Source organism: Legionella hackeliae (assembly GCF_000953655.1).
Classification (GTDB): domain Bacteria; phylum Pseudomonadota; class Gammaproteobacteria; order Legionellales; family Legionellaceae; genus Tatlockia; species Tatlockia hackeliae.
Genome location: NZ_LN681225.1, coordinates 2,278,988 through 2,304,175 on the forward strand (window position 1 = coordinate 2,278,988; position 25,188 = coordinate 2,304,175).

The window sequence follows — 25,188 nt, forward strand, 5'->3', positions numbered from 1 at the left end:
ACTAATAAAATTAAAAAGGTAAAAATGAGAAGCCTATAAACTCATAAGGATTACCATGAAATTATTTTTCACAAAAGGAGCTTGTTCTCTAGCAGTAAGAATTGTAATTAATGAAATTGGTATTGATTGTGACTATGAAGCAGTCAATTTAAAAACTAAACGCACCGAAGAAGATCGAGATTTCTTAAAAATCAATCCGAAGGGTGCAGTACCCACTCTGGAATTAGACGGTCAAATACTCACTGAGAATGCAGTAATTCAACAATTTTTGGCCGATAAATTCCAAGCTCGTGATCTATTACCACCAGTTGGTGATTTTAAGCGCTACCAAATTCTTGAATGGGTAAACTTCATCACCACCGAGCTGCATAAGAGTTTTTCAAATCTCTTTAATCCAACTATTCCTCAAGAGATGAAAGACAAAGTTTACATCCCCATGATTAAAACTAAATTAGGATATATTGATAAACACCTAAAACATAAATTTCTTATGGGCGAACAATTTACCCTACCTGATGCTTATATGTTCGTTATGTTATTGTGGGCAAAAAACTTTAAAATTGACTTATCAGGCTGGGATCACTTACCAGGTTACTTTACTAACCTCCATAAAAGACCAGCTATTGTGAAATCACTTAAGGAAGAAACACTAGAGATTGCTTAATTATAAAGACTCAATGCAAACAAATTGCTCATTGTCATTACCTATAAGGAAATGACAATGAGAAAAGTGGGTTAGTCAGAGATGATAATTCATTAGTCAACTTTAGGACGAACAATAAGTACATCACACTCAGCACCATGCAAAATAGCATTGGCGGTTGAGCCGAGTAACAAAGCTAAGCCATGTTTTCCATGACTTCCTGTAACAATTAAATCAATTTTCTTTTCTTTGGCAACACGCAAAATTTCATTTTTTGTAGAACCAAACTCAATCATGCAATGTGCACTGTCCACCCCTAGCTTTTTAGCTAATGCTGACAATTCTTTCTCAGCTTGCTCACGAATTGAAACCTCAACTTCAGCAAATCCTGCAAAACCTGGGTATGCATAAGCGGGAATAGGTTCAACAACGTGAACCAAGAGTAAATCCGCTCCATTTTCTTCAGCAATTTTTTTTGCCTTATGAGCTGCTTTTATTCCTACTTCATCAAAATCTGTCGCGAATAACACTCTTTTGTACATAATCTATCTCCTTGACCCCATCAGTTCTAATAAAAAAGAAAATTTAATTTTCATAAGTAGCAGTTTACTATAAAATTTACTGCTCTTAAATTCAAATAGACTTGGATTTAACGAGATTAGGGGTGTTCTTAAAGCTAACCATGCTTTTAAGGACTGAGAAATACCCATTGAACCTGTTCGGGTAATGCCGTCGAAGGGATAATGTATGTTTTTAGATGTTGCAGGAACCATAGCTTCCTTATTAGCTACTTATTATTTCATTCAACTGAATAACAAAGCATGGCCGGCTAGCCTGTTAGCCACTCTAATTAATGGTTCGTTATATTGGCAAAAGGGAATCTATGCTGATATGTTACTTGAATCATTTTATTTCGTCAGCACGTGCTACGGTTGGTATTTATGGCAGAGTCCAACTTCAAATGCAACGAAAGTAATTAATCGTTTATCCATCAAGCAGTGGCTGATACTTTCCGGTATTACATTCAGTCTTTTTGTGCTTATCGTAGAGCTACTAAATAATTTTACCCATTCTGACATCACAGTACTAGATGGCTTAACAACTTCACTAAGCTTAACCGCGCAATGGTTAATGTGTTATAAAATTAGAGCAACATGGATTCTTTGGTTTGTAACAGATGCAATTTATAGCTACATGTATTTTCATAAACAATTACCCTTTCATTGTTTACTCATGCTGCTGTACATCGTTATGTCAATAATTGGCTATCGCGCTTGGGCCAAGCAGCAGAAAAATCTACCGCCAGGCCTTAACCGTACGCTTAACCCAATGCATTAAGCCCTGTGGTAGAACGAATCCAGGGTTTATACTGGGTTAACCCTGCAGGAAGATTTTTCGCCGCCTGTTGTGCCTGATCAAAACGACCATACTCTCCCAGCGTTAAGACGTACCAATTAATCCCTTGTCGCTTGGTTAGACGAATTTTTGTATTCGTTAAATGATGGTCATTCACAAAGCGCTTTACGTCCTCAAGATTCAAACTTGCAAGCAATTGCACTGTATATTGCTTCTGTTGTGTTGTGCTATCAGGAGTTTTTACAGCAACGGTTGTTGTTACTTCAGAAGCCAATGCAGGGTGAGCCATAGCTTTCGGAGTATCTCGGGTGGAAACCACGTTTCTTTCCAGGCTTGCTACTTGCTTAGCGGGTGTGTTGCCAATAGTTTTAGGTATTACAACTACCTTATCCATAACCACTAATGAGCTGTTTTCCTCTTCTTCATCTAGCACAATATCCACTACACGTTTTAGTGGGGAGGGTTGTGTTTCTTGTCTTGTAGACGAAACTGTTAATGAAGGAATGTAACTATCCGTCCTTTCATTGTAATTTGGTATCTCACTGGCCAGAGTGCGTTCTTCGTTGGGAAATACTGGCGTACTAGTAATCACAGAGGGTAATAATTTCTCAGCAGCTGCTACACGTTGAGTACTCTCCTGAACAGGAGGTTTTGTTTGCCTGAATAAATCCTGGTTTTGCCAAACATACACTGAAGCTAATAAGGCGACTGCCAATGTTGCACTTAAGCCTATATATTTTGAATAAGACGATTTTTGCAAACTTGCAGAATTTAATGTTTCTGGGCAAAAATAGCTAATCATTTCTTTATTGATGCGTGCAATATTACCGCCAGTCAACTGATAAAATTGCTCCAATCGCTTATCTGACATCGTTAAGTCAATGCGTTTAAGTGAGGGAAGGTTGTTTAAAACATACGTCTTGGTTTCATTTTCTGTTAAAGCACCTGGCTCTACACGATGAACTAAATGATCTAAAGAGGCTGCTTCCAGTTTATTTAAGCTAGCCACCAATGAAAAGTCAGAAATCAGACATACATGGAAAAAGCATTGTTCACCCTGCTGTTTTAATTCAGTTAAGAGATCCACTAAGAAGCTGTCACTAACGTGTTGGGCATCGTCAATAACGACTAGAATGTGGGCTTTCCTCTCGTTGATTTGCTGTATCAAATTCGCAAAAGTCAGTTCAGAGTCAGCACGTAAATGCAACAATGTTGCAAGTTGTGCTAATAAACCAGCTTGAGAAAAAGGAGGAGTGGCTTTTAATAAATATGATTTGATTTGTGAATCCAGACTAGTCTGTAACAATTCACTAAACGTTGTCTTACCGCCTCCCTCTTCAGCCAATATGGCGATTAAAGCATTATTAAATAAAACCAGGTGATTGATGAAATCAATTTTGGTAAGCCAGGCACTGGGTTTAAACGTATTTTTAGTGCTGGTCATTTCTTTATTCTCAGATTCATGCATCACATTTTGCATTTTATTAATCTCCTTCAACTGCATCTTCCAATACCGAGCGCAACAGGTTTTCGGATACATTAGCCTCTATATAGCAATCTCCTGGTGCTCTCATTAATATGAAGCGCAAATTTTTATTTTTTATCTTTTTATCCTGAGACATTGCAATCCGCAATTGATCAAGGTCAATATCTTTAGGAATTCGCCGAGGTAACTCTGCCATTAACAACATTTCATCAATACGTTGTACTGTTGTTTTGTCCAATTGAGCAAATTGCTCAGACAATAGTGCTGCACAATAAAGTCCTATAGCTACTGCTTCTCCGTGAAGCCAGCGACTATAGTTGGTATAGGCTTCTAGAGCATGAGCAAATGTATGGCCTAAATTTAAAAAAGCACGCACTCCTGTGATCTCATGCTCATCTTGTTCGACATAATTTGTCTTTATCTGGCAACACTGGCTAATGACTGCAGCCAGACTCGAAGAGTTATTCATTCCTTCTTGTAAAAAACTCCTAACCAATTCCAGAAACTCTCCACCTGACAATAGGGCATACTTGATAATTTCAGCAAATCCAGCATGAAACTCACGCTTTGGTAATGTATTTAATGTATTTAAATCAATAATTACAGCGGCTGGTTGATAAAAACTACCAATCATATTTTTTCCAAGTGGATGATTGATTGCAGTTTTGCCACCTATAGAGGCATCAACTTGAGCCAATAAGGTTGTTGGTATCTGTAAAAATCGCACTCCACGTTGATACGTTGCTGCAGCAAAACCAGTAATATCACCTATTACCCCACCACCCAGCGCAATTAATGTTGTATCTCGATGATGATGTTTAGCAATTAATGTATCATAGATAGCAAATAAACTTTCTCGATTTTTGAATTCTTCACCATCTTGAAGAATAACAACATCACATTGTTTATCAGCAAATGCCTTTTGCAGATCGCCAAGATAAAGCGCCGCTATCTTTTCATTCGTTACAATAAGAACCTGTTCACCTGCTAAATAACGATTCAGTATTGCCGGGTCATTTAAGGCGTTATATCCTATGATAATGGGATACTGATGGCTAGGTAAACGAAGCACTATCTCCTTATACAAGTCAAACTTCGCCATAAATGTATTTAATTATATTATTTGCTACTGCTTTGACAGTTAATTTATCAGTTTCAAAACTAATATCAGCTAATTCATCGTAAAAAGGTTCTCGCTCATCTCGCAACATTTCTAACCGACTTTCCAAATCTTCCGTTTGTAACAAAGGTCGTTTCGTGTCACGCTTGGTGCGTTCATATTGCTGTTGTAACGATGTTTTTAGGTAAATAACCGTTCCTCGTCCAGCTAAAGCATTACGATTTTCAGGTGTCATAACCACACCACCACCGGTGGCCAACACAATGTTGGTTTTTTGTGTCAATTCATCAATCACTTTTTGCTCTCGACGACGAAACCCTTCTTCTCCCTCAATATCAAATATCCAAGAGATATCGGCTCCTGCACGTTCTTCTATTACTTCGTCAGAATCATAGAACTCAAGCTTGAGCTCCTTTGCCAAAGTACGGCCTATTGTGCTTTTACCCGCTCCCATCGGCCCTATCAAAAATATATTTCGTACTTTAACTATGCTCATTTTTAATTACATACCCCTTCACTGAGACACAAGATGAAAACCCTTATGCCTTGATTAACATAGTACACCCCAGAAAAAATTTAATGCCTTTTTTCCAACTGCCTACCAAATTTTTTTAATTTTACATCTCTTACAGCACGCTGCCTTTGGCTATCAAAGGATTTTGGCGATAAATTGTTTGATATTATCCTAGGAGTAATGAAAATGAGCAACTCCTCATTTCTAGTTGAGACAGATTGATTTCTAAATAATGGACCTACAACCGGTAATTCACCTAAAAAAGGGATGCGATTAATCTCATTATTTTTATCTTGTTTATAAATCCCACCCAGGACAATTGTTCGACCATTATCTACCAAAACATTGGTTTGGATTTCTTTTGTCAAAATCGTTGGCACACCATTAAAAACTTTTGGTGATGGTATATCCTGATTAATTTTTAAATCCATTAAAATTCTGTTATCAGGAGTTATCTGCGGAGTAACTTTTAAACTGAGCACCGCTTTTTTAAATGCCACAGCAGTTGCTCCACTCGATGTGGCCTCTTGATAAGGAATTTCTTCTCCTGACTCAATCAACGCAGGCTGTTGATTAGTCGCTATCAGTCTTGGGCTAGATATTACTTCCCCACGCCCCTCACTTTCAAGAGCCGACAATTCCAAATCCAATAAAATATTATTACTGAGCCTCGCCAAGGCTATACCAACAGAAGCAGATGAACTTGCCCCTGGCAACCCGGTTAGATCAAAATTTAACCTATCTGTTAGCGACGCAATGTTCGAAGAGTTTGAGTTTTTGAACGCGCCGTCGTTTGATTTTAAATGATCACGCAAAGCTCCCGCTCGAGCAACGCCAAAACGCAATCCTAAATCTTGAGCAAAATCTTTAGTAACATTAACAATACGCGCCTCAATCAACACTTGTCTGACTGGGATATCAAGTTGTTTGATGAGCCTTGTGATAATGTTTAGTTGCTTATGGTGATCTTGAACCCATAAACTATTGGTTCGAATGTCAACAGCCACTCTACCTCGTTCTGATAAAAAAGCTTCTTTTTTTTCTTGTAATACAATAGCAATGTCAGCAGCTTTTGCATAATTAATTCGAAATAACATTGACTGTAGGGGAGCTAAATTGGTTGTTTCAAATTTTGCCTGCCGTATATTTTTCTCACGTTTAGTCAGCTCGTCAGTAGGTGCGATAAACATGATCTTTCCCATTCGTCGTTTCTCTAAGGATTGGGTTGTTAAAATAATATCCAAAGCCTGTTCCCAGGATACATCATTCAAACTCAGCGTAATATTCCCCGTTACTGTATCACTGACAACCATATTTTTTCCAGTAAATTCAGCTAATAATTGTAAAACAACTCTCACTTCGATATCTTGAAAATTTAAGGAAATTCGCTTATCACCTAATTTACTTTTAATAATTCCATCTTTCTTTTCGCTTTTTACATCCATTTTGGTTGGTTGTGGTATTGAAAAATTATGAGCCACTATCTCTTTGCTAAAAGGAAAGAACAGGCATAAGCCTAGAAGTAATTTATACAAATTTAACCCTTAGCCTTACGACCTAATCTAACCCTAACTATTTTTTGTTGCCATTTCCCATCTGAAAAAAAATGGGTACGAAATAGCAACACCTCGTTATTAATTTTAACGAGCTCTATATTCTCTTTCCCAATACAATCCCCCGGCTTAACGACTGAAATTTTTCCATTAGGCTCTTTGACTAAAACCCAACTTTTAGAATTTGACTGCAATGAGCCTACAAATTTTAAAGAATTAAAAATAAACTGTCTAAATTCCCTTGAATAATTTTCTTCTAAATTTTGTTTATCCACAGCGCTACTAATAATAAAGGGATTTCTTTTATTACTTACGGGATAATTAAATTTTTTTAATGATTTAAATACAGTTATATTTCCTTGAAACAATGTTTTTCTACTTTTTATCCTTTGAATATATTGAAATAAATCATTGTCTGATGCCCCACAAGATACCAACATTAAAATACAACCTCCTAAAACTATTTTTCTTATCGGAGTCATTTTATAGATGAGTAATAACTTTAAATGTTACTTTCATTAATAACTTATTGGATAAGTCTTTCGCACTCTTTGAGACTATTTTACTCACTTTAAAATCCCCAAAAGTTATCAAATAAGGCAAATACTCCACCCGACTTAAAAAGGTTGCCAACTGTTCATACTGTCCGGTTACTGCAAGTTGAATAGGTAATTCGACATAGAACTCTCGCTTTACCTCATGCATAGGAGCAAAAAAATTCACCGCAAGTTTATTTGCTCTGGCTAATTTAAAAATATTCTCCGTCAAAGCTGAGACATTTTTCTTTTTGGGAAATAATTTAAGTACCTTATTGAATTCTTTATTAAAAATTTCTTTCTTCTTGTTATAATCATCAATTGTTGCTGCTATAACTTGTTTTTTCTCAAAGCTTTCTTTTAACCTAATCTCTTGCTCTATGAGCATCTCATATTGCGCTTTAGTTTCCTTAAAAAAAAGCAAGTAATTGATAGTAAAAATTAAAATTGCAATGAAAGTAGTACTTATAAATTTGTATGTCACTAACCACTGAACAAGTTTATCAGTCTTAATCGCTTTAGATTCTTTCTTGTTGATTTGAATCATCCTGAAATTCCATATTAGCTTTTAATTTGAACTCGTTAAATGCCTCTCCTTGGGATTGTTTTTTCATTATCTCAATCAATTCTGCATTTCTTACCCAGGCATTATTTGCTAAATTTCTCATCATAACTCCAATATCTTTATGATTCTTTGCCTGTCCCAATATAATTATTTTTTCATTAATTTTTGATAATGAATTCAAACTTATATTATCAGGAATTTTTCTTGATAACTCATCAAGAAAATGAACAATAAAAACAGGGTTTTCCTGCATGTACGTTAAATAATTTAAACGATTTGAAATTAAGCGTATGTTTGCATTAATTCTCGATATTTTCTTAATATTTTTATCTAAATATTCAATTTCTCGGATAAGAATTTCATTTCGAGTGGATTGTTTCGCTTTTTCATTTTTTAAATAAAAATTAAGAATTGTTGAACTGATAACTGACACCAGTAGACCAGTCGTTATTATTAATTTTAATTTCTTCTTAAATTCCATTCTTCTTAGCGCACGCCAGGGAAGTAAATTAATTTCATTCATATTACACTTCCCCTCGAAGTGCTAAGCCGCACGCTATAAGAAGAGATGGCGCTTTTTCTAAGATTTCCCTAAATGAAATATTCGATGAGTACTCCATGTTTTTGAAAGGGTTTGCAATGGATACTGGAATTTTGATTTTATCTTCCAATCTCTGACAGATTTTAGTTAAGAGTTCTTTTTCACCTGCAAGAAAAACGTGTTCAACAACACAATCCATTTGGGTTGAATAAAAAAATTGTAAGTTTTTTTTAATTTGACGAATTATGACGTCTATATTTTCTAGTTTTGTACTAGGTGCAATATGGGAAAATGGATCCTCACAATTTTGCCACCCTAAGGGATCGAACCATTGAGTGCTGCAAAACTTCTCTTCATGAGTAAAAACTATATTATTTTCCTTAAAGACATACAGCTGTATATACAAATGATTAATTTTAAAAATTGCTATTTGCTGTATCGTTCTTGATTTTTCTAACAGAGGGACCACTCGTTCAATAGCACTGGACTCTATCTCTATTGTCTTTGCTAATAAATTAGCAGGCTTCAAAGCCTCAACGCGTTTGCTAACTTGCTCGGAACGACATGCAATAATTTGAACATTCAACTTCCCTTTTTCTTCCGCGCAGGGTCCTTGTATAACAAAATCCATATTAATTTCATGCAGAGGGTAACTAAGATATTTACAGAGCTCAAAATAAATAGCCTCTTCTATTTCCGCGTCGACTAAATCAGCCCTTATTTGGATAGTTTTCGTTATAATTGCTGAGTCTGGTACAGCTAACACGACAAAATTACCGGACAAAGAAGAAGTCATTGTAATTCTTTTTAAACAATGCGCTATTGCATCTATATCTCTTAATTGATTATCAACAATCGTATGGGGCGGCAATACTGACGAAGCAAAGTTTTCTATACAATAGTTGTCAGCAACATGTGATATTTGGAGAATATTAATTTCTGATGGGGTTATATCCATGCCCAAAGACGGGCGTGAGCGAAGACGCTTGAACACTTCAATTCCTTATTTTGCTTATTGGACTTAAGTAAGTTGCTCTTTTCCTGTATCCAACTTACATGCAGGCAAATATAACTTAATCCCAAAAAAAAATAAATATTTTTCTTGAAAATCAAATTGATGGATATTTTAGGCCTAAAATTTGACGTATTAACTTCTGACTTAACCGACTGTCCAACACTTGCACTCATCGGTTTGTTTACATATAGTGGATTAGCTAGTTTTTTAGCATCAATCGTAAATGTTAAAAGGAGTTTCTATGTCACGACTGCAAACTATCATCAATTCCTTAGCTCAAGTTATTCTGGATTACGGCGTATCACAGCGATTAAAAACAGAATCATTAAAGGTCTTACTCAAAAAACCTCATCTAGAATTTATAGAAGCACTACAAACTGTTATTAATGATGGTACTAAAGATTATGTGAAGCGCCTGAGTTTACTTAATTATCTTCTTTTTGAAATTAAACAGTTAAAACCTTTAGTTGACCGGGATATTCCCTTGCGTGAAGAAGAACGACTCCTGGTACAACAACATTTACAAGCCTTGATAGTTAATATCCAATTACTGTTAAGAACGTCTCAAAGTACAGAGGTCCCCATTACATACAATAAAAAAGAAGAGCGCATACCTGGTTTCATGCGTGGAATAATGGAGGGTTATTACCCTTGTAATTCAGGACATATTATTGAAAAAGCATTCCTCAAACCTCTGCAACTTTCCGACTATGAACCCGCAACAGTTTCAAGTTTTGTCGAAGAATTGCTTAAAGAGCATCAGCAAGAAATCGCTATACCCTTTTTATCAAAAGAAAATGCGCTATTGACTTCGAGAATTGTTGATTTGCAAGAGACCAATGCTTCTTTAGTAAAAGAAAAATTATCTCTAGAAAGCCAAAAACAAGAAGGCATAAATTCCATTGAGGCATTGACGCATGAGAATGAACAACTCAGGAAAACAGCAAAAACTCTTGAGGGAGAAAATAAAGAAATATTATTGACTCAAGAAGCCATTTTAAAGGAAAAGGCCGAGTTGGAAAAAGAAGTAGGGGTATTAAAAAAAGAAATCCAGGCTTTACGCTTAAAACCAGCTCAGGTGAGAACGTACCCTCATCCCCTCGCCTACTCTTTTTTTGGGGGGATGAATGGCTTAACTTCTCTAATGCCGTCAATTCTAGATGAGGAGTCTAAAAAAAGTACAAGCCCCTCCTTTGGCTCCCCCTTAGACCCAGATGAATGATAAGCATTTCTTACTGCTGAGAGAGAGATAAATTCCTCTCAGCAATTGCATAAATTTTATTTAAAAAAGCGTTAGATAATTCCTAAAGTTTTAAATATTTTAATAGCTCAAATAAAACAAGCAGAAGAAGTTCGCCAAATGCTATAAAATAGCGCTATAATCCGCAGATTATCGAACTAATCAACATTACAATATCAGATGAGAAAATCAGCATATTTCTGGCGGAAAGGGTTATGGGCTTTATTTAGCCTTTTTTTCCTGGTTGTTGTGTGTGTAAGCTTTCTTTATCTTTACCTTGAAAGCCAACTACCTGATGTAGACTCCTTAAAAACCGTGAAACTTCAGGTCCCTTTGCGGATTTATACGCAAGATGGATTACTGATTCAAGAATATGGTGAAAAACGACGAATACCGGTTAGCTACGAAGAAATTCCTCCCATGCTAATTCATGCGATTCTAGCGACTGAAGATCAACGCTTTTTCGAACATCCTGGTGTTGATATTTTTGGTTTGGGTCGAGCGACTGTCCGTATGATTCAGACAGGGACAAAATCTCAAGGTGGCAGTACTATTACGATGCAGGTAGCGCGTAATTTCTTTTTAAGCCGTAAAAAAACCTTTTTACGTAAATTCAATGAAATTTTACTGGCTATCAAAATCGATCGGGAGCTGAGTAAAGAAAAAATTCTTGAGCTTTACCTGAATAAAATCTACTTGGGAAATCGAGCCTATGGTGTTGGGGCGGCTGCCGAGGTATATTATGGCAAACAGTTAAGCGAATTGGATTTAGCCGAATTGGCTATGGTTGCCGGTTTACCACAAGCGCCATCCACTCAAAATCCAATTGCCAATCCTCTTGCTGCCAAAAAACGACGTGATCATGTGTTGGAGCGCTTGCTTGAGGAAAAATATATTACTGAAAAACAATATCAAGAGGCTATTAGCCAACCGATTACCGCTAAGTATCATGGAACCAACATTGAGGTAAGTGCACCTTATGTGGCTGAAATGATTCGTCAGTCACTGTATGACCATTTTGGTGCTAAAGCCTATACGAAAGGTTATAAAGTTTATACAACGATCAAAGGCCCTCTGCAAATTACTGCCAATAAGGTTGTTACTGAAAATCTTCTCGCCTACGATCGACGCCATGGTTATAGAGGTCCTGTTGCGAAAATAAGCGGTGTGGATAGTAAGTCACCCGATTCTCTACATAAACTCTTGGTACAATACCCTGAGATTAATGGTCTTGAGCCCGCTGTAATTTTGGCAGTTGGTGAGAAAGAAGCTATGGCGGCCACTCGACATGGTCATAATTTCACCATTCCCTGGGAAGGATTATCCTGGGCGAGACCTGCTCTGAAACACGGCTGGATGGGTAAAGCTCCTACTAAAGCGCAACAAGTTGTCGCAGTAGGTGATATCGTTTATGTTCATAATCAAGATAATAAGTGGCGCTTATCGCAAATTCCCCAGGTGGAAGCCGCATTAGTTGCCTTGAATCCTAATAATGGAGCTTTGGAAGCTCTGGTGGGTGGGTTTGATTTCCAAAAAAGCAAGTTTAATCGAGCTACACAATCCGAAAGACAACCAGGTTCAAGCTTTAAACCCTTTATTTATGCAGCTGCACTTAATAAAGGCTACACGCTTGCCACGTTGGTGAACGATGCTCCTGTTGTAGTAGACGATCCGAGTCAAGCAAATTTATGGCGTCCTCATAATGTGAATTTAACCTTTAATGGACCTACCCGCCTTAAAGATGCATTAGTCCATTCGCGAAATTTAGTCTCTATTCGCGTTTTGGATGATATTGGTTTTGATTACGCAATCGATTTTATTTCTCGTTTTGGCTTTCGTAAAGACAAGTTACCTAAGGCGCTATCTTTAGCCTTAGGCAGCTTATCAGTCAGTCCTTTGGAGCTTACTGCTGCCTATGCCGTTTTTGCCAATGGCGGTTTTCGTGTTGAACCTTATTTGATTGATCATATTACAGACAATAATGGAGGCATCCTTCTCCAGGCCAAACCATCTATAGCCTGTGATAACTGTCAATTAGATAAAGTTGATCCAGCAACTATGGCTCCACGAGTTATCCCTGCCGATATCGCGTTTCTAATGACCACAGCGTTAAAAGGTGTCATTCAGCATGGTACAGCACATGCCGCTAAAGTATTAAATCGTCCTGATTTGGCGGGTAAAACTGGAACCACGAATGATCAGGTTGATGCCTGGTTTGCGGGTTTTAACCCTGATTTAGTAGTGACTACCTGGGTTGGTTATGACAATCCACAATCTCTACATGAATATGCAGCTAATCTGGCATTACCAATGTGGATCGACTTTATGAAGGTTGCTCTGATTAATATGCCAGAGAAAGACCTTCCTCAACCTGAGAACGTTGTCGCTGTGCGGATTGATCCAAAAACAGGTTTATTAGCTAATAATAATCAAAGCAATGCTATTGTTGAATATTTCCGTGAGCAGGATGTGCCAAGTACAGAGCCCTCCTCCTCTGACGATACGCAAACATCTTCAGACGCTGATACTCAAGAAAATTTATTCTAATCAAACAATGTCACCCTCAATATCCATGAGGGTGACACTTCAGTCCTTTGTAACAAATCAAAGACATATGACTCGGTAATAAATTAAATGCATGGTTTAAATGCTTGACTATAACGTTGCGTCATACCTTAACCTTGGAAACAAGGGGGAAAAACGATGAAACAATGGTACGCAAAAGAATTTGCAAAACTCGCTCAAGTGTCAGTGCGTGCACTGCATCACTACGATAAAATTGGTTTACTCAAACCCAGTTTGCGCCAAAGTAATAATTATCGTTTGTACTCCGAAGAGGATTTATTAAAGTTGCAACAAATTATTGCGCTTAAATTTTTTGGTTTTGAGCTTTCTCAAATCAAGCAGTTACTGACTAAGCATGATCATGTCCCCAACAACCTTGCCATGCAATCAAGGTTTTTACGTGAGAAGGCAGAGTCATTATTGCAAGCAAGCTCTATATTGGAGCGCATATCTCATGATTGCAACAATAATAAATCCATTTCCTGGAAAAAAGTTATTGAACTAATTGAGGTATACAAAATGACGCAGCAACTTGAAGATGCTTGGGTTAAAGAAATATTTTCTCCTAATGAATTAAAGGAATATGCCCAATTCGAGACCGAGATGAAATCTAATTCAACCTTAGAGCAAAAGAAAATGTTTGAAGAAACGTGGTTTAATCTCGTGGAAGAATTTAAAAAAGCTTTACACGAAGATCCAGATTCCGAAACGGGTATTTATTTAGGAAAAAAATTGATGGATTGGGTCAATAATCTCTATGGTAAGAAATACGCTCACCTTCGAACCAAAAAATTCGAAAGAGGGTTTGCCGAAGGGAAAGGACTCGAACAGCATGGACTAACACCGGAAATTGTAGCTTGGATGGATAAAGCATTGAATACTTATTTGAAACAGCGTGCTTATGACATTCTGGCTAAAGTTGGAAAAATTTCTTCATCGCAGTTAGTGCAAAACTGGAATCAATTAATGGATGAAATATGTGGTGACCAAGAGGATAAGAAAGTTATCATTGTAACAACTGCCTTACAAGATGAGAAAGTGAGTCAAGAAGCAAAAGAATGGTTAAAAGAAACATTTAAGCTATAAAACCTTGTAACCACGACATTCTTTCTTAGAATGTCGTAGTTAGTTGACTATATTTGTTCATCTAAATCCAATTTTGACTGACAACTTAAATCTCCCGTCCTCTTGCACTGGAATTAACACTTATATAGACTTTAAAATAGCCACTATGCACTTGAGACTTAGAGTGTTTAAGAATCGGTCGATAACTGGCAAAAGATTTTCAAGGAAGGACATGAAAATTATTTTTGGTTTCCTGTTTGCTCTTAGTTTGCCCTCCTTTGCAATGGCCAAGCCTACTTGTTTACTTGCAGGGGCGCAAGTCAAGTTAATTGGTGAGCTTAGAAGCCAAACGTTTCCTGGCCCACCCAATTACAGTAGCGTGGCAGAAGGTGATAAACCTGAGAGTTATTGGGTCTTGCACACAAAAGACAGTTATTGTGGACAAGGAAAAGAAAGAACCCACACATTTCAATTGCTACTAAACTCTAAGCAATACAAAAGTCAACGCACGTTATTAAATAAGAACATTATTGTTACCGGAACAGTTTTTTTTGCAGAAACTGGCCATCATCATACCCCCATTCTGATTGAAGTGAAGCAATTAAGTGCCTATCCTTAACCAATGCGAATTTAGATTTGACAGAGTAAGGTATAATTGTTGGGTCAAGGACCTCAACTTACTCAATAAAAATTATCCAAGATTAGAGTTATTAAACACCAGATGCTTATGCTAAGTATGGGCATACTCACAAATAGCAAGCGGCGAAACACCATTTGTAAGTTGGTCGTTTGACCCAACAAACGCGCTATATAAATTCTACCGTCTACTTGCCTCAGCTTGTCCGAGGCATCCAAAACGAATTAGTGTTCAACGACAGTACCTCTTAACGAAGGGTTTGAATTAAAATACCCTAACTTAAGATTTCAAGAAAATTAATAAATGACTCTAAAAATTGATTATTTAAAACAACATCCTCATACAATTGAGGCTCTAGCAAAGATTTGGCAAGATGAGATCGGAAAAATATGGTGTCCGGATGTCAGTCTCACACAAATTTATTCAAAATTACAAAACCATCTTCATATCAACCAATTACCCATTGGAAAAGTGGCCTTTGTGGATAATATACCAGTGGGAATGAGCTGTTTAAGGGTAAATGATGGTATTCGAGAGGAGTGGACTCCATGGCTTGGGGGATTGGTTGTTGCGAAATCTTATCAAGGACAAAGAATAGGTAAAATGTTAATAGACAGTATCATCACAGATGCAAAAAAACTGGGATTTTCTTCAATTTTTTTACTCACCTTTGATCCAACCTTACCTAATTATTACAAACGATTAGGATGGGATGAAATTGAAAAAAATACGTATCTTGGAAAAGCGATTACTATAATGAGAACTGTAATTTAATAAAAAGTCCTGCCCTCTTTATTTTAAAAATTTAGACTCTTAATGAGCCTAGAAATCTTTTGGATGCATAGTAGGAGGCCGCACTGTTGTGATACACAAAAGACTTTGCCGTAACGGCGATCAGCAAAAAAGATCGCCTCCGAGTTTTCTTACATCCGATGGCGTTTTCACCCAGCTTGACGTCTTCATATCGAAATTTCCAAGTTTCTGCAGCTCTCGATATTGTTCCTCTATTAAAAGATCTATGCATAGCCAACGCAAGATCAATAGCGTTACTCTTGCTAACTCGCTAATGCTTCTGCTGCTTCAACGTAATCATAGCCCAGATCTCTAGCAACCGCTTCATAAGTGATCATGCCTTTATGAACATTTAAACCATTGAGCAAATGCCCATCGCTAAGTAGAGCCAATTTGACTCCTTTAGTCACTAAGCTCATTACGAAAGGTAGAGTAGCATTATTTAAAGCAAAGGTTGAGGTTCTAGGAACTGCACCAGGCATATTTGCCACACAGTAATGAACTACGTTATCAACTACATAAGTAGGTTCGTGATGTGTTGTTGGTTTACTGGTTTCAAAACATCCCCCTTGATCTATTGCCACATCAACAACAACTGAACCTGGTCTCATGGATTTTAGCATCGCTCTTGTGACTAATTTGGGGGCTGCAGCACCTGGAACTAACACCGCACCGATCACCAAGTCAGCTTCTTTAACATAGTGTTCTAGAGACTCAACAGTGGCGTAAATAGTATTTAATTTAGATCCGAATTGAAAATCAAGCTCTCGCAAGCGTGAGAGCGATTTATCGATAACAATGACGCGTGCCTCCATACCCATAGCCATACGAACCGCATTACTACCCACTACCCCACCACCAATGACAACTACATTAGCTGGTGCTACACCAGGCACGCCTCCTAACAAAACTCCACTACCCCCTTGAGCCATTTCAAGACAGTGTGCTCCAGCTTGAATGGACATACGTCCGGCAACTTGCGACATAGGGGTTAATAAGGGCAATCCGCCATCATTTTGCGTGACGGTTTCATAAGCAATTGCTGTTGCCCCAGACTCCTTCAGTAAGCGAGTTTGTTGCGGATCTGGCGCTAAATGCAAATACGTAAATATGGTTTGACCTTCACGCAAGCGTTTACATTCTATAGGTTGAGGTTCTTTCACCTTGACGATTAATTCAGCACGTTCAAAAATTTCATCTGCAGTTGCTACAATTTCAGCGCCCGAAGCTCGGTATTGCTCATCGCTAATGCCAATACCTAAACCTGCTCCCTTCTCCACTAGCACATGACTACCCGATCTTACGATTTCTCGCACGCTTCCCGGAACAAGACCCACTCGATTTTCTTGAGGTTTAATTTCTTTTGGAACGCCTACAAACATAATTTCTTCCTTCTGAGATCATGTAATTGCTCCAGGTAAAAACAATGCATTACCCTTCTAAAGCTTTGAACTAAATTTCACAATTAGCCATTAGCCTTTAATTGCTGAATAAATTCTGGCACTAATTCAAATAAATCTCCCACTAGACCATAATTGGCAATTTGAAAAATAGGAGCTTCTTCATCTTTATTAATAGCAACAATAACTTTTGAATCTTTCATACCCGCTAAATGTTGTACGGCGCCTGAAATACCAACAGCAATGTAAAGCGTGGGGGCAACAATTTTTCCGGTTTGACCTACTTGATAATCATTAGGAACAAAGCCCGCATCCACGGCTGCTCTGGAAGCACCAACTGCAGCGCCTAAGGCATCTGCTAATTCTTCAATTAATTTAAATTTCTCAGCACTTTGTAATCCTCTTCCACCCGACACTACTATTTTAGCGCTGCCCAAATCAGGTCTTTCAGATTTACTCAGCTCATGTTTAACAAACTTGGTACTGCTTTCATGAATTGACTTATCAATTCGTTCCACACAGCAAGGAGATTGACTATCAGTAACACTATCAAAGGCCGTAGTACGAATAGTAAGAACTTTTATAGCATCTAGAGTTTTGACTGTTTCAATGGCATTACCCGCATAAATAGGGTGTTCAAATGTATCTTTATCTAACACACGACTCACATCCGATACCTGAGCAACATCTAATTTGGCAGCGACTCTTGGCAAAATATTTTTACCAAAAGTGGATGCCGGAGCCAAGATAGAAGTAAATGAATCGGCAACAGAGATAATTAATTGCGCCATATTTTCGGCTAGTTGATGCTCATAAGCGACATTATCTACCAACCAAACCGCATGAACACCGGCTATAGCAGCCGCTTGCTCGGCGACAGCTTGACATTGGTAGCCAGCAACCAATAAAACCACATTTTGTTTTAACTCCAACGCCGCAGAAAGAGTATTACGTGTTGCAGGATGCATCGATTGATTATCATGCTCAACAATTACTAAAGTGCTCATTCTTTCTCCCTATTAAAGCACTTTGGCTTCAAATTTCAGTTTATTGAGTAATTCACTTACTGAAGCTACCTTAATACCACCACTTCTGGATGGAGGAGGTGTGGTAGATATGACTTGAATATGTTCCTTCAAGGTTAACCCTAGTGAGTCACATTCAATAATATCAAGGGGTTTACGCTTAGCCTTCATAATGTTAGGCAAGCTTGCATACCGGGGTTCATTTAAGCGAAGATCAGTGCTTACCACTGCTGGCAATGGCATCGCCAGTGTCTCTAAGCCACCATCAATTTCTCGAGTAGCCTCAATCATCTTATCTTGAATAATTAACCTGGATACGAATGTTGCCTGAGGCCAATTTAGTAAGGCGGCAAGCATTTGAGGAGTTTGGTTATTATCACCATCGATGGACTGCTTACCCATTAACACCAACTCGGCTTTCTCTTTATCCACAATGTTTTGCAATATTTTGGCAATATTTAAGCTGCAAAAATTTTTATTCGCGCGAACTAAAATAGCTCGATCAGCACCAAGAGCAAGAGCATGTCGCAATGTCTCCTGGCTGGCATCGTTACCTATAGTAACGGCAATAATTTCCTTGGCATTATTTTTTTCCTTTAAACGAACTGCTTCTTCTATAGCAATCTCGTCAAAAGGATTCATAGACATCTTGATATTCTGTGTTTCTACCCCTGTATGGTCTGATTTAATCCGAATTTTTACATAAGGGTCTATTACTCGCTTCACTGCAACCACAATGTTCATAGTTCCTCGCTGGAATCTCTACCTGTCAGCATCTTGCCAGAGATATTGGTCTAAGTTCAAGTTTGTTTTCGTTTATATTTACAGTTTTTATTTAAAAAAATCTTCTCTACTGATCAGCTAATGTTTGCAGGTAACCTTTAAATTCCTGTCCAATTTCTGGATGACTTAAACCTAACTCGACTGTCGCTTGGAGGTAACCGAGTTTTGAACCACAGTCATATCGTTTTCCCAAAAACTGATAGGCTTGAACTTTTTGCTCGGTTAATAATGCCCTGATACCATCTGTTAATTGAATCTCTCCATGATGATCAGCAACCGTTTGTTTTAAACAAGCAAAAATTTGAGGGGTAAATATATAACGTCCCACTGCGGCAAGATTAGAAGGAGCCTGTTCTCGCTTTGGTTTTTCCACCATTCCAAGTATAGTTGTATAATTGTCGTTGGCATCGACTACACGTACTACACCATATTGTTGAACATCATGCCAAGGCACCGGCTGTACAGCTAAAACGGATAATTTATCACGCTTGAAATGTTCAGTCATCGCGGATAAACAAGGGAGTCTTGTATCGTCAATTAAATCATCGGCCAGCAAAACAGCAAACGGATCATCACCAATAACGTGCTCAGCACAAAGCACCGCATGACCAAGTCCTAAGGGTTGATGTTGTCGAACGTAAGTAAATTGAATCCCAGGCGGGGAAACGCTTTTTACTAACTCTAGCAGGTTTTCTTTACCCTGCTCTTCTAGACGTTTCTCTAATTCGAAGTGATTATCAAAATGATCTTCTATCGCTCTTTTACTGGAGCTTGTAATAAAAATCATATGAGTAATTCCCGCTCGCACTGCCTCTTCAACTGCGTATTGAATGAGAGGTTTATCAACGATAGGTAGCATTTCCTTGGGGTTTGCTTTCGTGGCTGGCAAAAAACGAGAGCCAAGTCCTGCCACTGGAAACACAGCTTTTTTTACTTGCATCCTTATATACTCCTCCTACTGGGTGGCATCTTTACGAATCAACGGACGCCCCACTGAATAATACACTAATTGCGCAGAAGTAACCTTAGCGAGTTCAAAGCAATTCCGACCATCAACAATCGGTGCATTATTTAATTTTTGTTTTAATGTTTGTAACGAAAAATTCCTAAACTCAGGCCACTCCGTAATTATTACAAGAGCATCTACACCTGCATTAACAACTTCTTCAGCAGAATTACACCAACAAATAGCCCTCTTATTTTCTAATAACTTTTGTGCTGCAGGCATTGCAACAGGATCATACACTCTTAGTGTTGCACCTGCATTTAACAAGGAATCAATAGCAATCAAACTACTTGCTTCACGCAAATCATCAGTTCCGGGTTTAAACGATAGTCCCCACATACCAATCGTTAGCCCTTTAATTTTGTGTAAAAAATGCTTATTTAATTGATTAAAAATCCATTTTTTTTGAGCATTATTTACATTATCAATTGCCTGAAGAAGATTCGTGTCTATATCGATTGATTTAGCGATCTGGATAAGTGCACGAACATCTTTAGGGAAACAAGAGCCGCCATACCCAATACCGGCTTGTAAAAATTGCGATCCTATCCGCGGGTCCATACCAATGCCTTGTCGAATATCATCAATATTTGCACCAAATTTTTCGGCAATTTGACTGATTTGGTTCATAAAACTAATTCTGCAAGCAAGCATTGCATTGGCAGAATATTTGGTAAGTTCGGCTGAGTTTCTACTCATACTCAGCAAAGGAATGCCCTTCTCAACTAAAGGTTGATATATTTCTCTTAAAATAGTTAAGGCTTTTTCTTCACCGCCAATAATGATTCTATCTGCATTTAAAAAATCATAAACTGCAGTGCCTTCACGTAAGAATTCAGGATTAGAGGCCACCTCTATCGTAATATCTTTACCACAGGCAATAAGCTCTTCATTAACTAGAGTTTGAATAGCTTCCCCTGTCCCTACAGGAACGGTGGATTTTGTGATCAATACTCCATGACTAGTTGCTTCCTGAGCAACTTGTCTTGCCACAGCAAATACTTGCGATAAATCAGCACTTCCATCGGCCTGGCTGGGTGTTCCAGTCGCAATAATATGGACTTGCGCCATTTTTATAGCGTGAGCAAGATCCGCTGTAAAATGAAGTCGTTTGAGCTGTATTTGCTCGTGTAATAATTCTGGAAGTCCATTTTCATAAATGGGACAGTGCCCTTCTAACAACAGAGCAATTTTTTGCTCATTGATATCTGCGCAAATTACCTGATGACCTAATTTGGCAAAACACACTGCAGATACCAATCCTACATAGCCTGCGCCATAAACAGAAATAACCATGATTATCTCAAAAATTTAAATGCCAGCATTATCAGCAAAATATTGCAGAATGCAAATAGCCCTTGGCAGATTTCTTTAATTTTTAATTCGTTCTTGCAAGCTGGCTTTTCGTTTCTTCCGCATTTGGATTTTGCAAGATATCCAAGGTAGTTTTAGCGATATTAATTGTGTTATGGCTATCACTTCCTATCACATTAACATACTTATTATTTTCAAGTGTTTTTAGAATTTCTGCTGCTTTCTCAAGCTTTTCATTTACTGGAAGATCTGTTTTGTCGATACGCAATAGAGCTCTTAATGTTTTTTTTATCGCTGCATTTTTATAACTCCCTGCACGATATCCACTAAACCATTGCTCTTCTAACTGTTTTGATTTCAGTTCTAAACTCATTGCAAGCACTTTTAATTCAAAAGTTTTGAAACGAATTCCTCCGAATAAATCTTGCGGAGCTACTATCAAAGCGAGGTTTTGATTTGTTGCCTCACCTGTATTTGCAGGAGCAGCAGTCAATAAATTATAAACTCCGCTACCAGCATCAATACTTAAATTAATAGCTCCTCTAACCATAAAAATATTTAACTCAGTTAACCGGGCTATTAACGCCGTAACAGCACCAAAAATGGCCTCACTGAACATCCGCATCATACAACCTATTGTTTGCCCTTGAGTCGATGAAGATTTTTCAAGCCAACTCCCACCTTTTGATAGAGTGAATGTTACGGCATAGAGCAAAGCTAATTCTTCTAAAAAAAAGCTGAGGCAATAGCCTGTTGTCAGATATGGCATCAACTGTGATATTCGTTTCGCCCAAATAATCGATATATTGCCATTCATTTGTTTATTGTAATCTTCAGCGGAGGTCAGCATTGCAAGAATACTTTCTAACAATGCGCGTTGTGTATAGGTAGGCGCTCTATCTCTATCTTGTTTTACACGTGCAATCAAGGCGTCCATGGTTAGAATATTACCAAAGTGAAATTCGGGCGCCTCAGGATCTGTTAATTTTTTTTCACACATATTAACGAGATGAAAACAGGTTGCCATTTTGACTGGGTCTACACTTAATGTTTTTTGCAACCATTTACTTTGAGGCATGCTGACAGGATACTTATCAGGATGAAATAAAAGCTGTAATTTTTTGGCATGGGAGCGAATGTTTTCGGGAGTTAACCCATCTTGGGAGAGATATTGGCAAATCAGTGCAATTAAACTTGCTTCAATTTTTTGCTTCGCCTCGGATGTAATTTCAGTTTTGTTCTTGTACACGAAATGCGCTTCATCATAATCAGCATACTCGGCAATTAGAAGTTTTAAATGCTTTTCAAAATCCATACCTAGCTCCCTGCTTGAATAATTATTCCCTTATGTTTTACAGATTAAAATAAGCCTCTAAAAAAACCAACAACAGACTTTAAATTTTTTCATTTTGTTAAAAAGATGGATTTTTTACACCTTAATTACTAACTTTCCTTGCGGCCAATGCGAAGTAATCAAGAATTCACTAATCCTGCATTAACCATATAGCCTAATACTAATTTTTTTAGGATAATGACATTTTATTTATCGTTTTGGTTCAAACTATATGGATATTCAAACAAAGAAGAAAAGATTTTGGCTTGAGCATCCTGCGATTAGTTTATTACTTATTACCACTCTGATTCTATTAGTTCGAATTTTATTACGCGGTCCAGTACTGTTGCTTGATGAGTCTGAGCAAGTGATTATGGCGCAAAATTTACTCCCGGGTTATCCCAATCAACCTCCTCTTTATACTTGGTTGCAGTATATTTTTTTCCAATTTTTTGGTGTGAATTTATTCAGTGTCGCCCTTTTAAAATGTTGTTTACTGTTTGGGTGCTTTTATCTTTTCTATTTAATAAGTCAAATTTATTGTCAGAATAATTTGATAGCATGGTGCGCATTGGCTTCTTGGGCTCTTATCCCTTCTATTGGATTAGATTTAATTAAAGACAACACCCATTCCATTTTAGTTTTATTCGCAGCCTGTCTCACCTGGTACTGGTTTCAAATTAGTCACAAAATATCCAACTCCCTTTGGTATAGTTGTTTTGGTGTTATCATAGGCATTGGTATCCTGGCAAAATTTAACTATGTATTATTCTTTATTATCTTTTTTATTAGCGCTATCTCAATAGGCGAACATCGCAAGCGTTTGATTAGTCCCTATATGGTCTTAAGTTTGATCATGGCAGGTATCGTTACCAGTCCTTATATCTACTGGTTGCTGAAACATCCAGACCTTGGTTTTGCGAGCGCTTATAAATTGAGTCCTGCTGGGATTGCATACTTTCAAGGTTTAATTCAAGTAATCAGGGCAAGTATATTTTTTGCAGGTCCCGCTCTTATCGCTTTGGCACTCATCTTTTATGGCACTTCATTTGAACGACAAAAAAATGCTCTTCTTTACCGGTATCACTTACTCAGCCTGCCAATACTCGTTATTATCACTCTGCTGGGCGGTTTTCGTCATTTTGAAACTCGTTGGATGGTACCTATTTTATTCTTGTGCCCTTTGCTCTATCTTAGTCGACTTAAAAATACTTTAAGATCTAAACGAATTCTCTTCATTAGTTTATGTATCTCTGTCCAGATTCTTTTCTTTGGGCTCTTAATTTATAACAGTTACTCAGAGCAAACCCAACGCAAACAATTGTCATTAAATCAAATAATACAAATTATTAAAGCGAATCCTGACAAACATGATTATATTGTTTCAGATTCTTATTGGCTTTTGGGCAATATCGCGACAAAGCTCTCGATCAAAAAAGTATGGCTGATACTGCCCTCCAGGGAAGTGTTACCCAAGGGGCGATCTTTAATGTTTTGGACTCGTCCACAAATCCCCTATTGGATTAATCTGTTTGCCCAAATCAGCGAAATAACAGATCAAAAACCGCTTGTCGATTCCGAAACTAATGAGGTGATAGGCGGCCAAGCTTTTGCTCACAAATAAAGGTTAGCCGCTTGTAAAGAAGGATTGATGCGAGGAAAGGTTAAGATAAACCTTTCTCGCTGGTTCGAGTTAGTTTTGCAAGACGAGAGGTTCTTTCCCGTTGTATTAAATACAGATTACGGGCATAAATAAAAACACCGGTGGACTGTCCTAAGATAAATACAGGGTCTTGTTTGTAGATTGAATACACTAATAGCGTCAATCCCCCAAGTAAACTTAAGTACCAAAATGCCACAGGAATAATACTTTTCTTTTCCTTCTCGCTCACCAACCATTGAACTATGAAGCGAGCTGAAAAAATTCCTTGCCCAATCAAGCCAAGGGCTAGCCAAAGATACTCAGTGTTCATAGTTAGATACCTCCGGGGAACAAGGACGTTTTAGTAACCAGCGCACGCCGATTAAATCATGAATACCCACAAATAATCGATTCATAACTCCATACTTAGAAACACCATGCCAACGTGACCGATGGTTTACAGGGAAGTTAACTAATTTAAACCCTGCTCGTTTAAATAAAGCAGGCAAAAAACGATGCAAATGATTGAAATGAGGTAATGCCAAAAAAGCATCCCGGGGGAACAATTTTAAACTACATCCCGTATCTGGACAGTCATCATTTAGCAAACGTTGGCGGATTCCATTACCGATACGAGAAGAGAGTTTTCTTAATGTATTATCATCTCTTTTTTTACGAATACCCAATACAACAGTACGTGAATCTTTCTGTTGATCAAATAGGCTTGGGATATCATTGGGATCATTTTGACCATCGCCGTCCAAGGTGACGAGCATAGAATATTGTGCTGCACGAGCACCACTGACCAATCCAGCGCTTTGACCAAAATTTTTTCTATGATAAACAACCCGTAAATTATTATAACTTTGTGATAATGTTTTTAAGCGTTCGGCAGTTCCATCCGTACTACCATCATCCACAAAAATAACTTCGTAAATAAAGCGCTCGCTTGGCAATGCCGCTACGATTTCTTTATAAAGTCCTTCAACATTATCGACTTCATTATAAACAGGTATAATTATAGAGACATCTTGCTGGGTATTATGATGCATTATTA

The 25,188-nt window shown here is 37.7% G+C and carries 26 protein-coding genes and 1 riboswitch; of the genes, 8 read left to right on the top strand and 18 right to left on the bottom strand.

Translation table 11 applies throughout. From position 1 onward, the window contains the following. Positions 1-55 precede the first annotated feature (55 nt). Positions 56-664: a glutathione transferase GstA gene (gene gstA, locus LHA_RS10060; RefSeq protein ID WP_045106425.1), complete on the top strand. Its 609-nt coding sequence runs from the start codon at positions 56-58 to the stop codon at positions 662-664. Positions 665-756: 92 nt separating this feature from the next. Here gstA and LHA_RS10065 read toward each other — a convergent pair whose 3' ends face one another. Beyond that, on the bottom strand, positions 757-1,185 hold the full coding sequence (locus tag LHA_RS10065; protein WP_045106426.1) for a universal stress protein: 429 nt from the start codon (positions 1,183-1,185) through the stop codon (positions 757-759). A gap of 108 nt (positions 1,186-1,293) precedes the next feature. Beyond that, positions 1,294-1,402, top strand: a riboswitch (TPP riboswitch). Here LHA_RS10065 and pnuC point away from each other — a divergent pair. Next, positions 1,391-1,981 carry a nicotinamide riboside transporter PnuC gene (gene pnuC / locus LHA_RS10075; RefSeq protein WP_045106428.1) on the top strand — a complete coding sequence of 197 codons (591 nt, stop codon included), beginning with the start codon at positions 1,391-1,393 and terminating at the stop codon, positions 1,979-1,981. (Overlaps the previous riboswitch by 12 nt.) On the opposite strand, the gene LHA_RS10080 is transcribed toward pnuC, so the two are convergent. From LHA_RS10080 to pilM, 8 genes are all read right to left on the bottom strand, one after another. Next, complete coding sequence (locus LHA_RS10080) at positions 1,965-3,479, bottom strand: AAA family ATPase (protein ID WP_045106429.1); 1,515 nt, start codon at positions 3,477-3,479, stop codon at positions 1,965-1,967. The two genes, pnuC and LHA_RS10080, sit on opposite strands and share 17 nt — an antisense overlap. 4 nt (positions 3,480-3,483) lie before the next feature. Beyond that, on the bottom strand, positions 3,484-4,587 hold the full coding sequence (gene aroB / locus LHA_RS10085) for a 3-dehydroquinate synthase (RefSeq protein WP_045106430.1): 1,104 nt from the start codon (positions 4,585-4,587) through the stop codon (positions 3,484-3,486). Beyond that, on the bottom strand, positions 4,574-5,101 hold the full coding sequence (gene aroK / locus LHA_RS10090; RefSeq protein WP_045106431.1) for a shikimate kinase AroK: 528 nt from the start codon (positions 5,099-5,101) through the stop codon (positions 4,574-4,576). Before aroK ends, aroB begins: the two co-directional genes overlap by 14 nt. An 80-nt stretch (positions 5,102-5,181) precedes the next feature. Next, positions 5,182-6,654: a type IV pilus secretin PilQ gene (locus tag LHA_RS10095; protein WP_231861898.1), complete on the bottom strand. Its 1,473-nt coding sequence runs from the start codon at positions 6,652-6,654 to the stop codon at positions 5,182-5,184. 2 nt (positions 6,655-6,656) lie between these two features. Beyond that, positions 6,657-7,154, bottom strand: a complete 498-nt coding sequence (locus tag LHA_RS10100) for a pilus assembly protein PilP (RefSeq protein WP_082060331.1) — start codon at positions 7,152-7,154, stop codon at positions 6,657-6,659. Position 7,155: 1 nt separating this feature from the next. Further along, on the bottom strand, positions 7,156-7,755 hold the full coding sequence (locus LHA_RS10105; protein ID WP_052673676.1) for a type IV pilus inner membrane component PilO: 600 nt from the start codon (positions 7,753-7,755) through the stop codon (positions 7,156-7,158). Further along, on the bottom strand, positions 7,727-8,296 hold the full coding sequence (locus LHA_RS10110; protein WP_045106433.1) for a PilN domain-containing protein: 570 nt from the start codon (positions 8,294-8,296) through the stop codon (positions 7,727-7,729). The genes LHA_RS10105 and LHA_RS10110 overlap by 29 nt, the downstream gene beginning before the upstream one ends. A 1-nt stretch (position 8,297) precedes the next feature. Continuing rightward, positions 8,298-9,308, bottom strand: a complete 1,011-nt coding sequence (gene pilM / locus LHA_RS10115; protein WP_045106434.1) for a type IV pilus biogenesis protein PilM — start codon at positions 9,306-9,308, stop codon at positions 8,298-8,300. Positions 9,309-9,570: 262 nt separating this feature from the next. Here pilM and LHA_RS10120 point away from each other — a divergent pair, with 262 nt between their 5' ends. The 5 genes from LHA_RS10120 (at position 9,571) to LHA_RS10140 (ending at position 15,610) form a co-directional block, all read left to right on the top strand. After that, the gene (locus LHA_RS10120; protein ID WP_045106435.1) at positions 9,571-10,551 is read left to right on the top strand and encodes an alanine--tRNA ligase; all 981 of its coding nucleotides are present in this window, start codon (positions 9,571-9,573) and stop codon (positions 10,549-10,551) included. A gap of 198 nt (positions 10,552-10,749) precedes the next feature. Next, on the top strand, positions 10,750-13,116 hold the full coding sequence (locus LHA_RS10125) for a penicillin-binding protein 1A (RefSeq protein WP_045106436.1): 2,367 nt from the start codon (positions 10,750-10,752) through the stop codon (positions 13,114-13,116). Between the two features lie 156 nt (positions 13,117-13,272). Continuing rightward, entirely contained in the window at positions 13,273-14,220 is a 948-nt protein-coding gene (locus LHA_RS10130; RefSeq protein ID WP_045106437.1) for a MerR family transcriptional regulator, read from the top strand. A gap of 211 nt (positions 14,221-14,431) precedes the next feature. Further along, a complete protein-coding gene (locus LHA_RS10135; RefSeq protein WP_052673677.1) occupies positions 14,432-14,818 on the top strand; it encodes a DUF4431 domain-containing protein in 387 nt (128 codons plus the stop codon). Positions 14,819-15,139: 321 nt separating this feature from the next. Continuing rightward, positions 15,140-15,610 carry a GNAT family N-acetyltransferase gene (locus LHA_RS10140; RefSeq protein ID WP_045106438.1) on the top strand — a complete coding sequence of 157 codons (471 nt, stop codon included), beginning with the start codon at positions 15,140-15,142 and terminating at the stop codon, positions 15,608-15,610. 120 nt (positions 15,611-15,730) lie between these two features. Here the strand turns inward: LHA_RS10140 and LHA_RS17675 are convergent, their stop codons facing one another. From LHA_RS17675 to LHA_RS10170, 7 genes are all read right to left on the bottom strand, one after another. Beyond that, positions 15,731-15,877 carry a DUF4256 domain-containing protein gene (locus LHA_RS17675; protein ID WP_197541141.1) on the bottom strand — a complete coding sequence of 49 codons (147 nt, stop codon included), beginning with the start codon at positions 15,875-15,877 and terminating at the stop codon, positions 15,731-15,733. A gap of 14 nt (positions 15,878-15,891) precedes the next feature. Then, a complete protein-coding gene (ald, locus tag LHA_RS10145) occupies positions 15,892-17,010 on the bottom strand; it encodes an alanine dehydrogenase (RefSeq protein ID WP_045106439.1) in 1,119 nt (372 codons plus the stop codon). Between the two features lie 83 nt (positions 17,011-17,093). Beyond that, complete coding sequence (locus LHA_RS10150; RefSeq protein WP_045106440.1) at positions 17,094-18,035, bottom strand: electron transfer flavoprotein subunit alpha/FixB family protein; 942 nt, start codon at positions 18,033-18,035, stop codon at positions 17,094-17,096. Positions 18,036-18,047: 12 nt separating this feature from the next. Next, positions 18,048-18,797 carry an electron transfer flavoprotein subunit beta/FixA family protein gene (locus LHA_RS10155; RefSeq protein ID WP_045106441.1) on the bottom strand — a complete coding sequence of 250 codons (750 nt, stop codon included), beginning with the start codon at positions 18,795-18,797 and terminating at the stop codon, positions 18,048-18,050. A gap of 106 nt (positions 18,798-18,903) precedes the next feature. Then, positions 18,904-19,776, bottom strand: coding sequence for a UTP--glucose-1-phosphate uridylyltransferase GalU (galU, locus tag LHA_RS10160; RefSeq protein WP_045106442.1), 873 nt, complete (start codon positions 19,774-19,776; stop codon positions 18,904-18,906). A 15-nt stretch (positions 19,777-19,791) separates the two neighbouring features. After that, complete coding sequence (locus LHA_RS10165) at positions 19,792-21,138, bottom strand: UDP-glucose dehydrogenase family protein (protein WP_045106443.1); 1,347 nt, start codon at positions 21,136-21,138, stop codon at positions 19,792-19,794. Positions 21,139-21,220: 82 nt separating this feature from the next. After that, positions 21,221-22,471, bottom strand: a complete 1,251-nt coding sequence (locus LHA_RS10170) for a hypothetical protein (RefSeq protein ID WP_045106444.1) — start codon at positions 22,469-22,471, stop codon at positions 21,221-21,223. A gap of 250 nt (positions 22,472-22,721) precedes the next feature. Between LHA_RS10170 and LHA_RS10175 the strand changes: the two genes are divergently transcribed. After that, a complete protein-coding gene (locus LHA_RS10175; protein WP_045106445.1) occupies positions 22,722-24,113 on the top strand; it encodes an ArnT family glycosyltransferase in 1,392 nt (463 codons plus the stop codon). A 40-nt stretch (positions 24,114-24,153) separates the two neighbouring features. Here the strand turns inward: LHA_RS10175 and LHA_RS10180 are convergent, their stop codons facing one another. After that, positions 24,154-24,462 carry a lipid-A-disaccharide synthase N-terminal domain-containing protein gene (locus LHA_RS10180; protein WP_045106446.1) on the bottom strand — a complete coding sequence of 103 codons (309 nt, stop codon included), beginning with the start codon at positions 24,460-24,462 and terminating at the stop codon, positions 24,154-24,156. After that, positions 24,452-25,183: a glycosyltransferase family 2 protein gene (locus tag LHA_RS10185; protein WP_045106447.1), complete on the bottom strand. Its 732-nt coding sequence runs from the start codon at positions 25,181-25,183 to the stop codon at positions 24,452-24,454. Before LHA_RS10185 ends, LHA_RS10180 begins: the two co-directional genes overlap by 11 nt. Between the last annotated feature and the right edge of the window lie 5 nt (positions 25,184-25,188).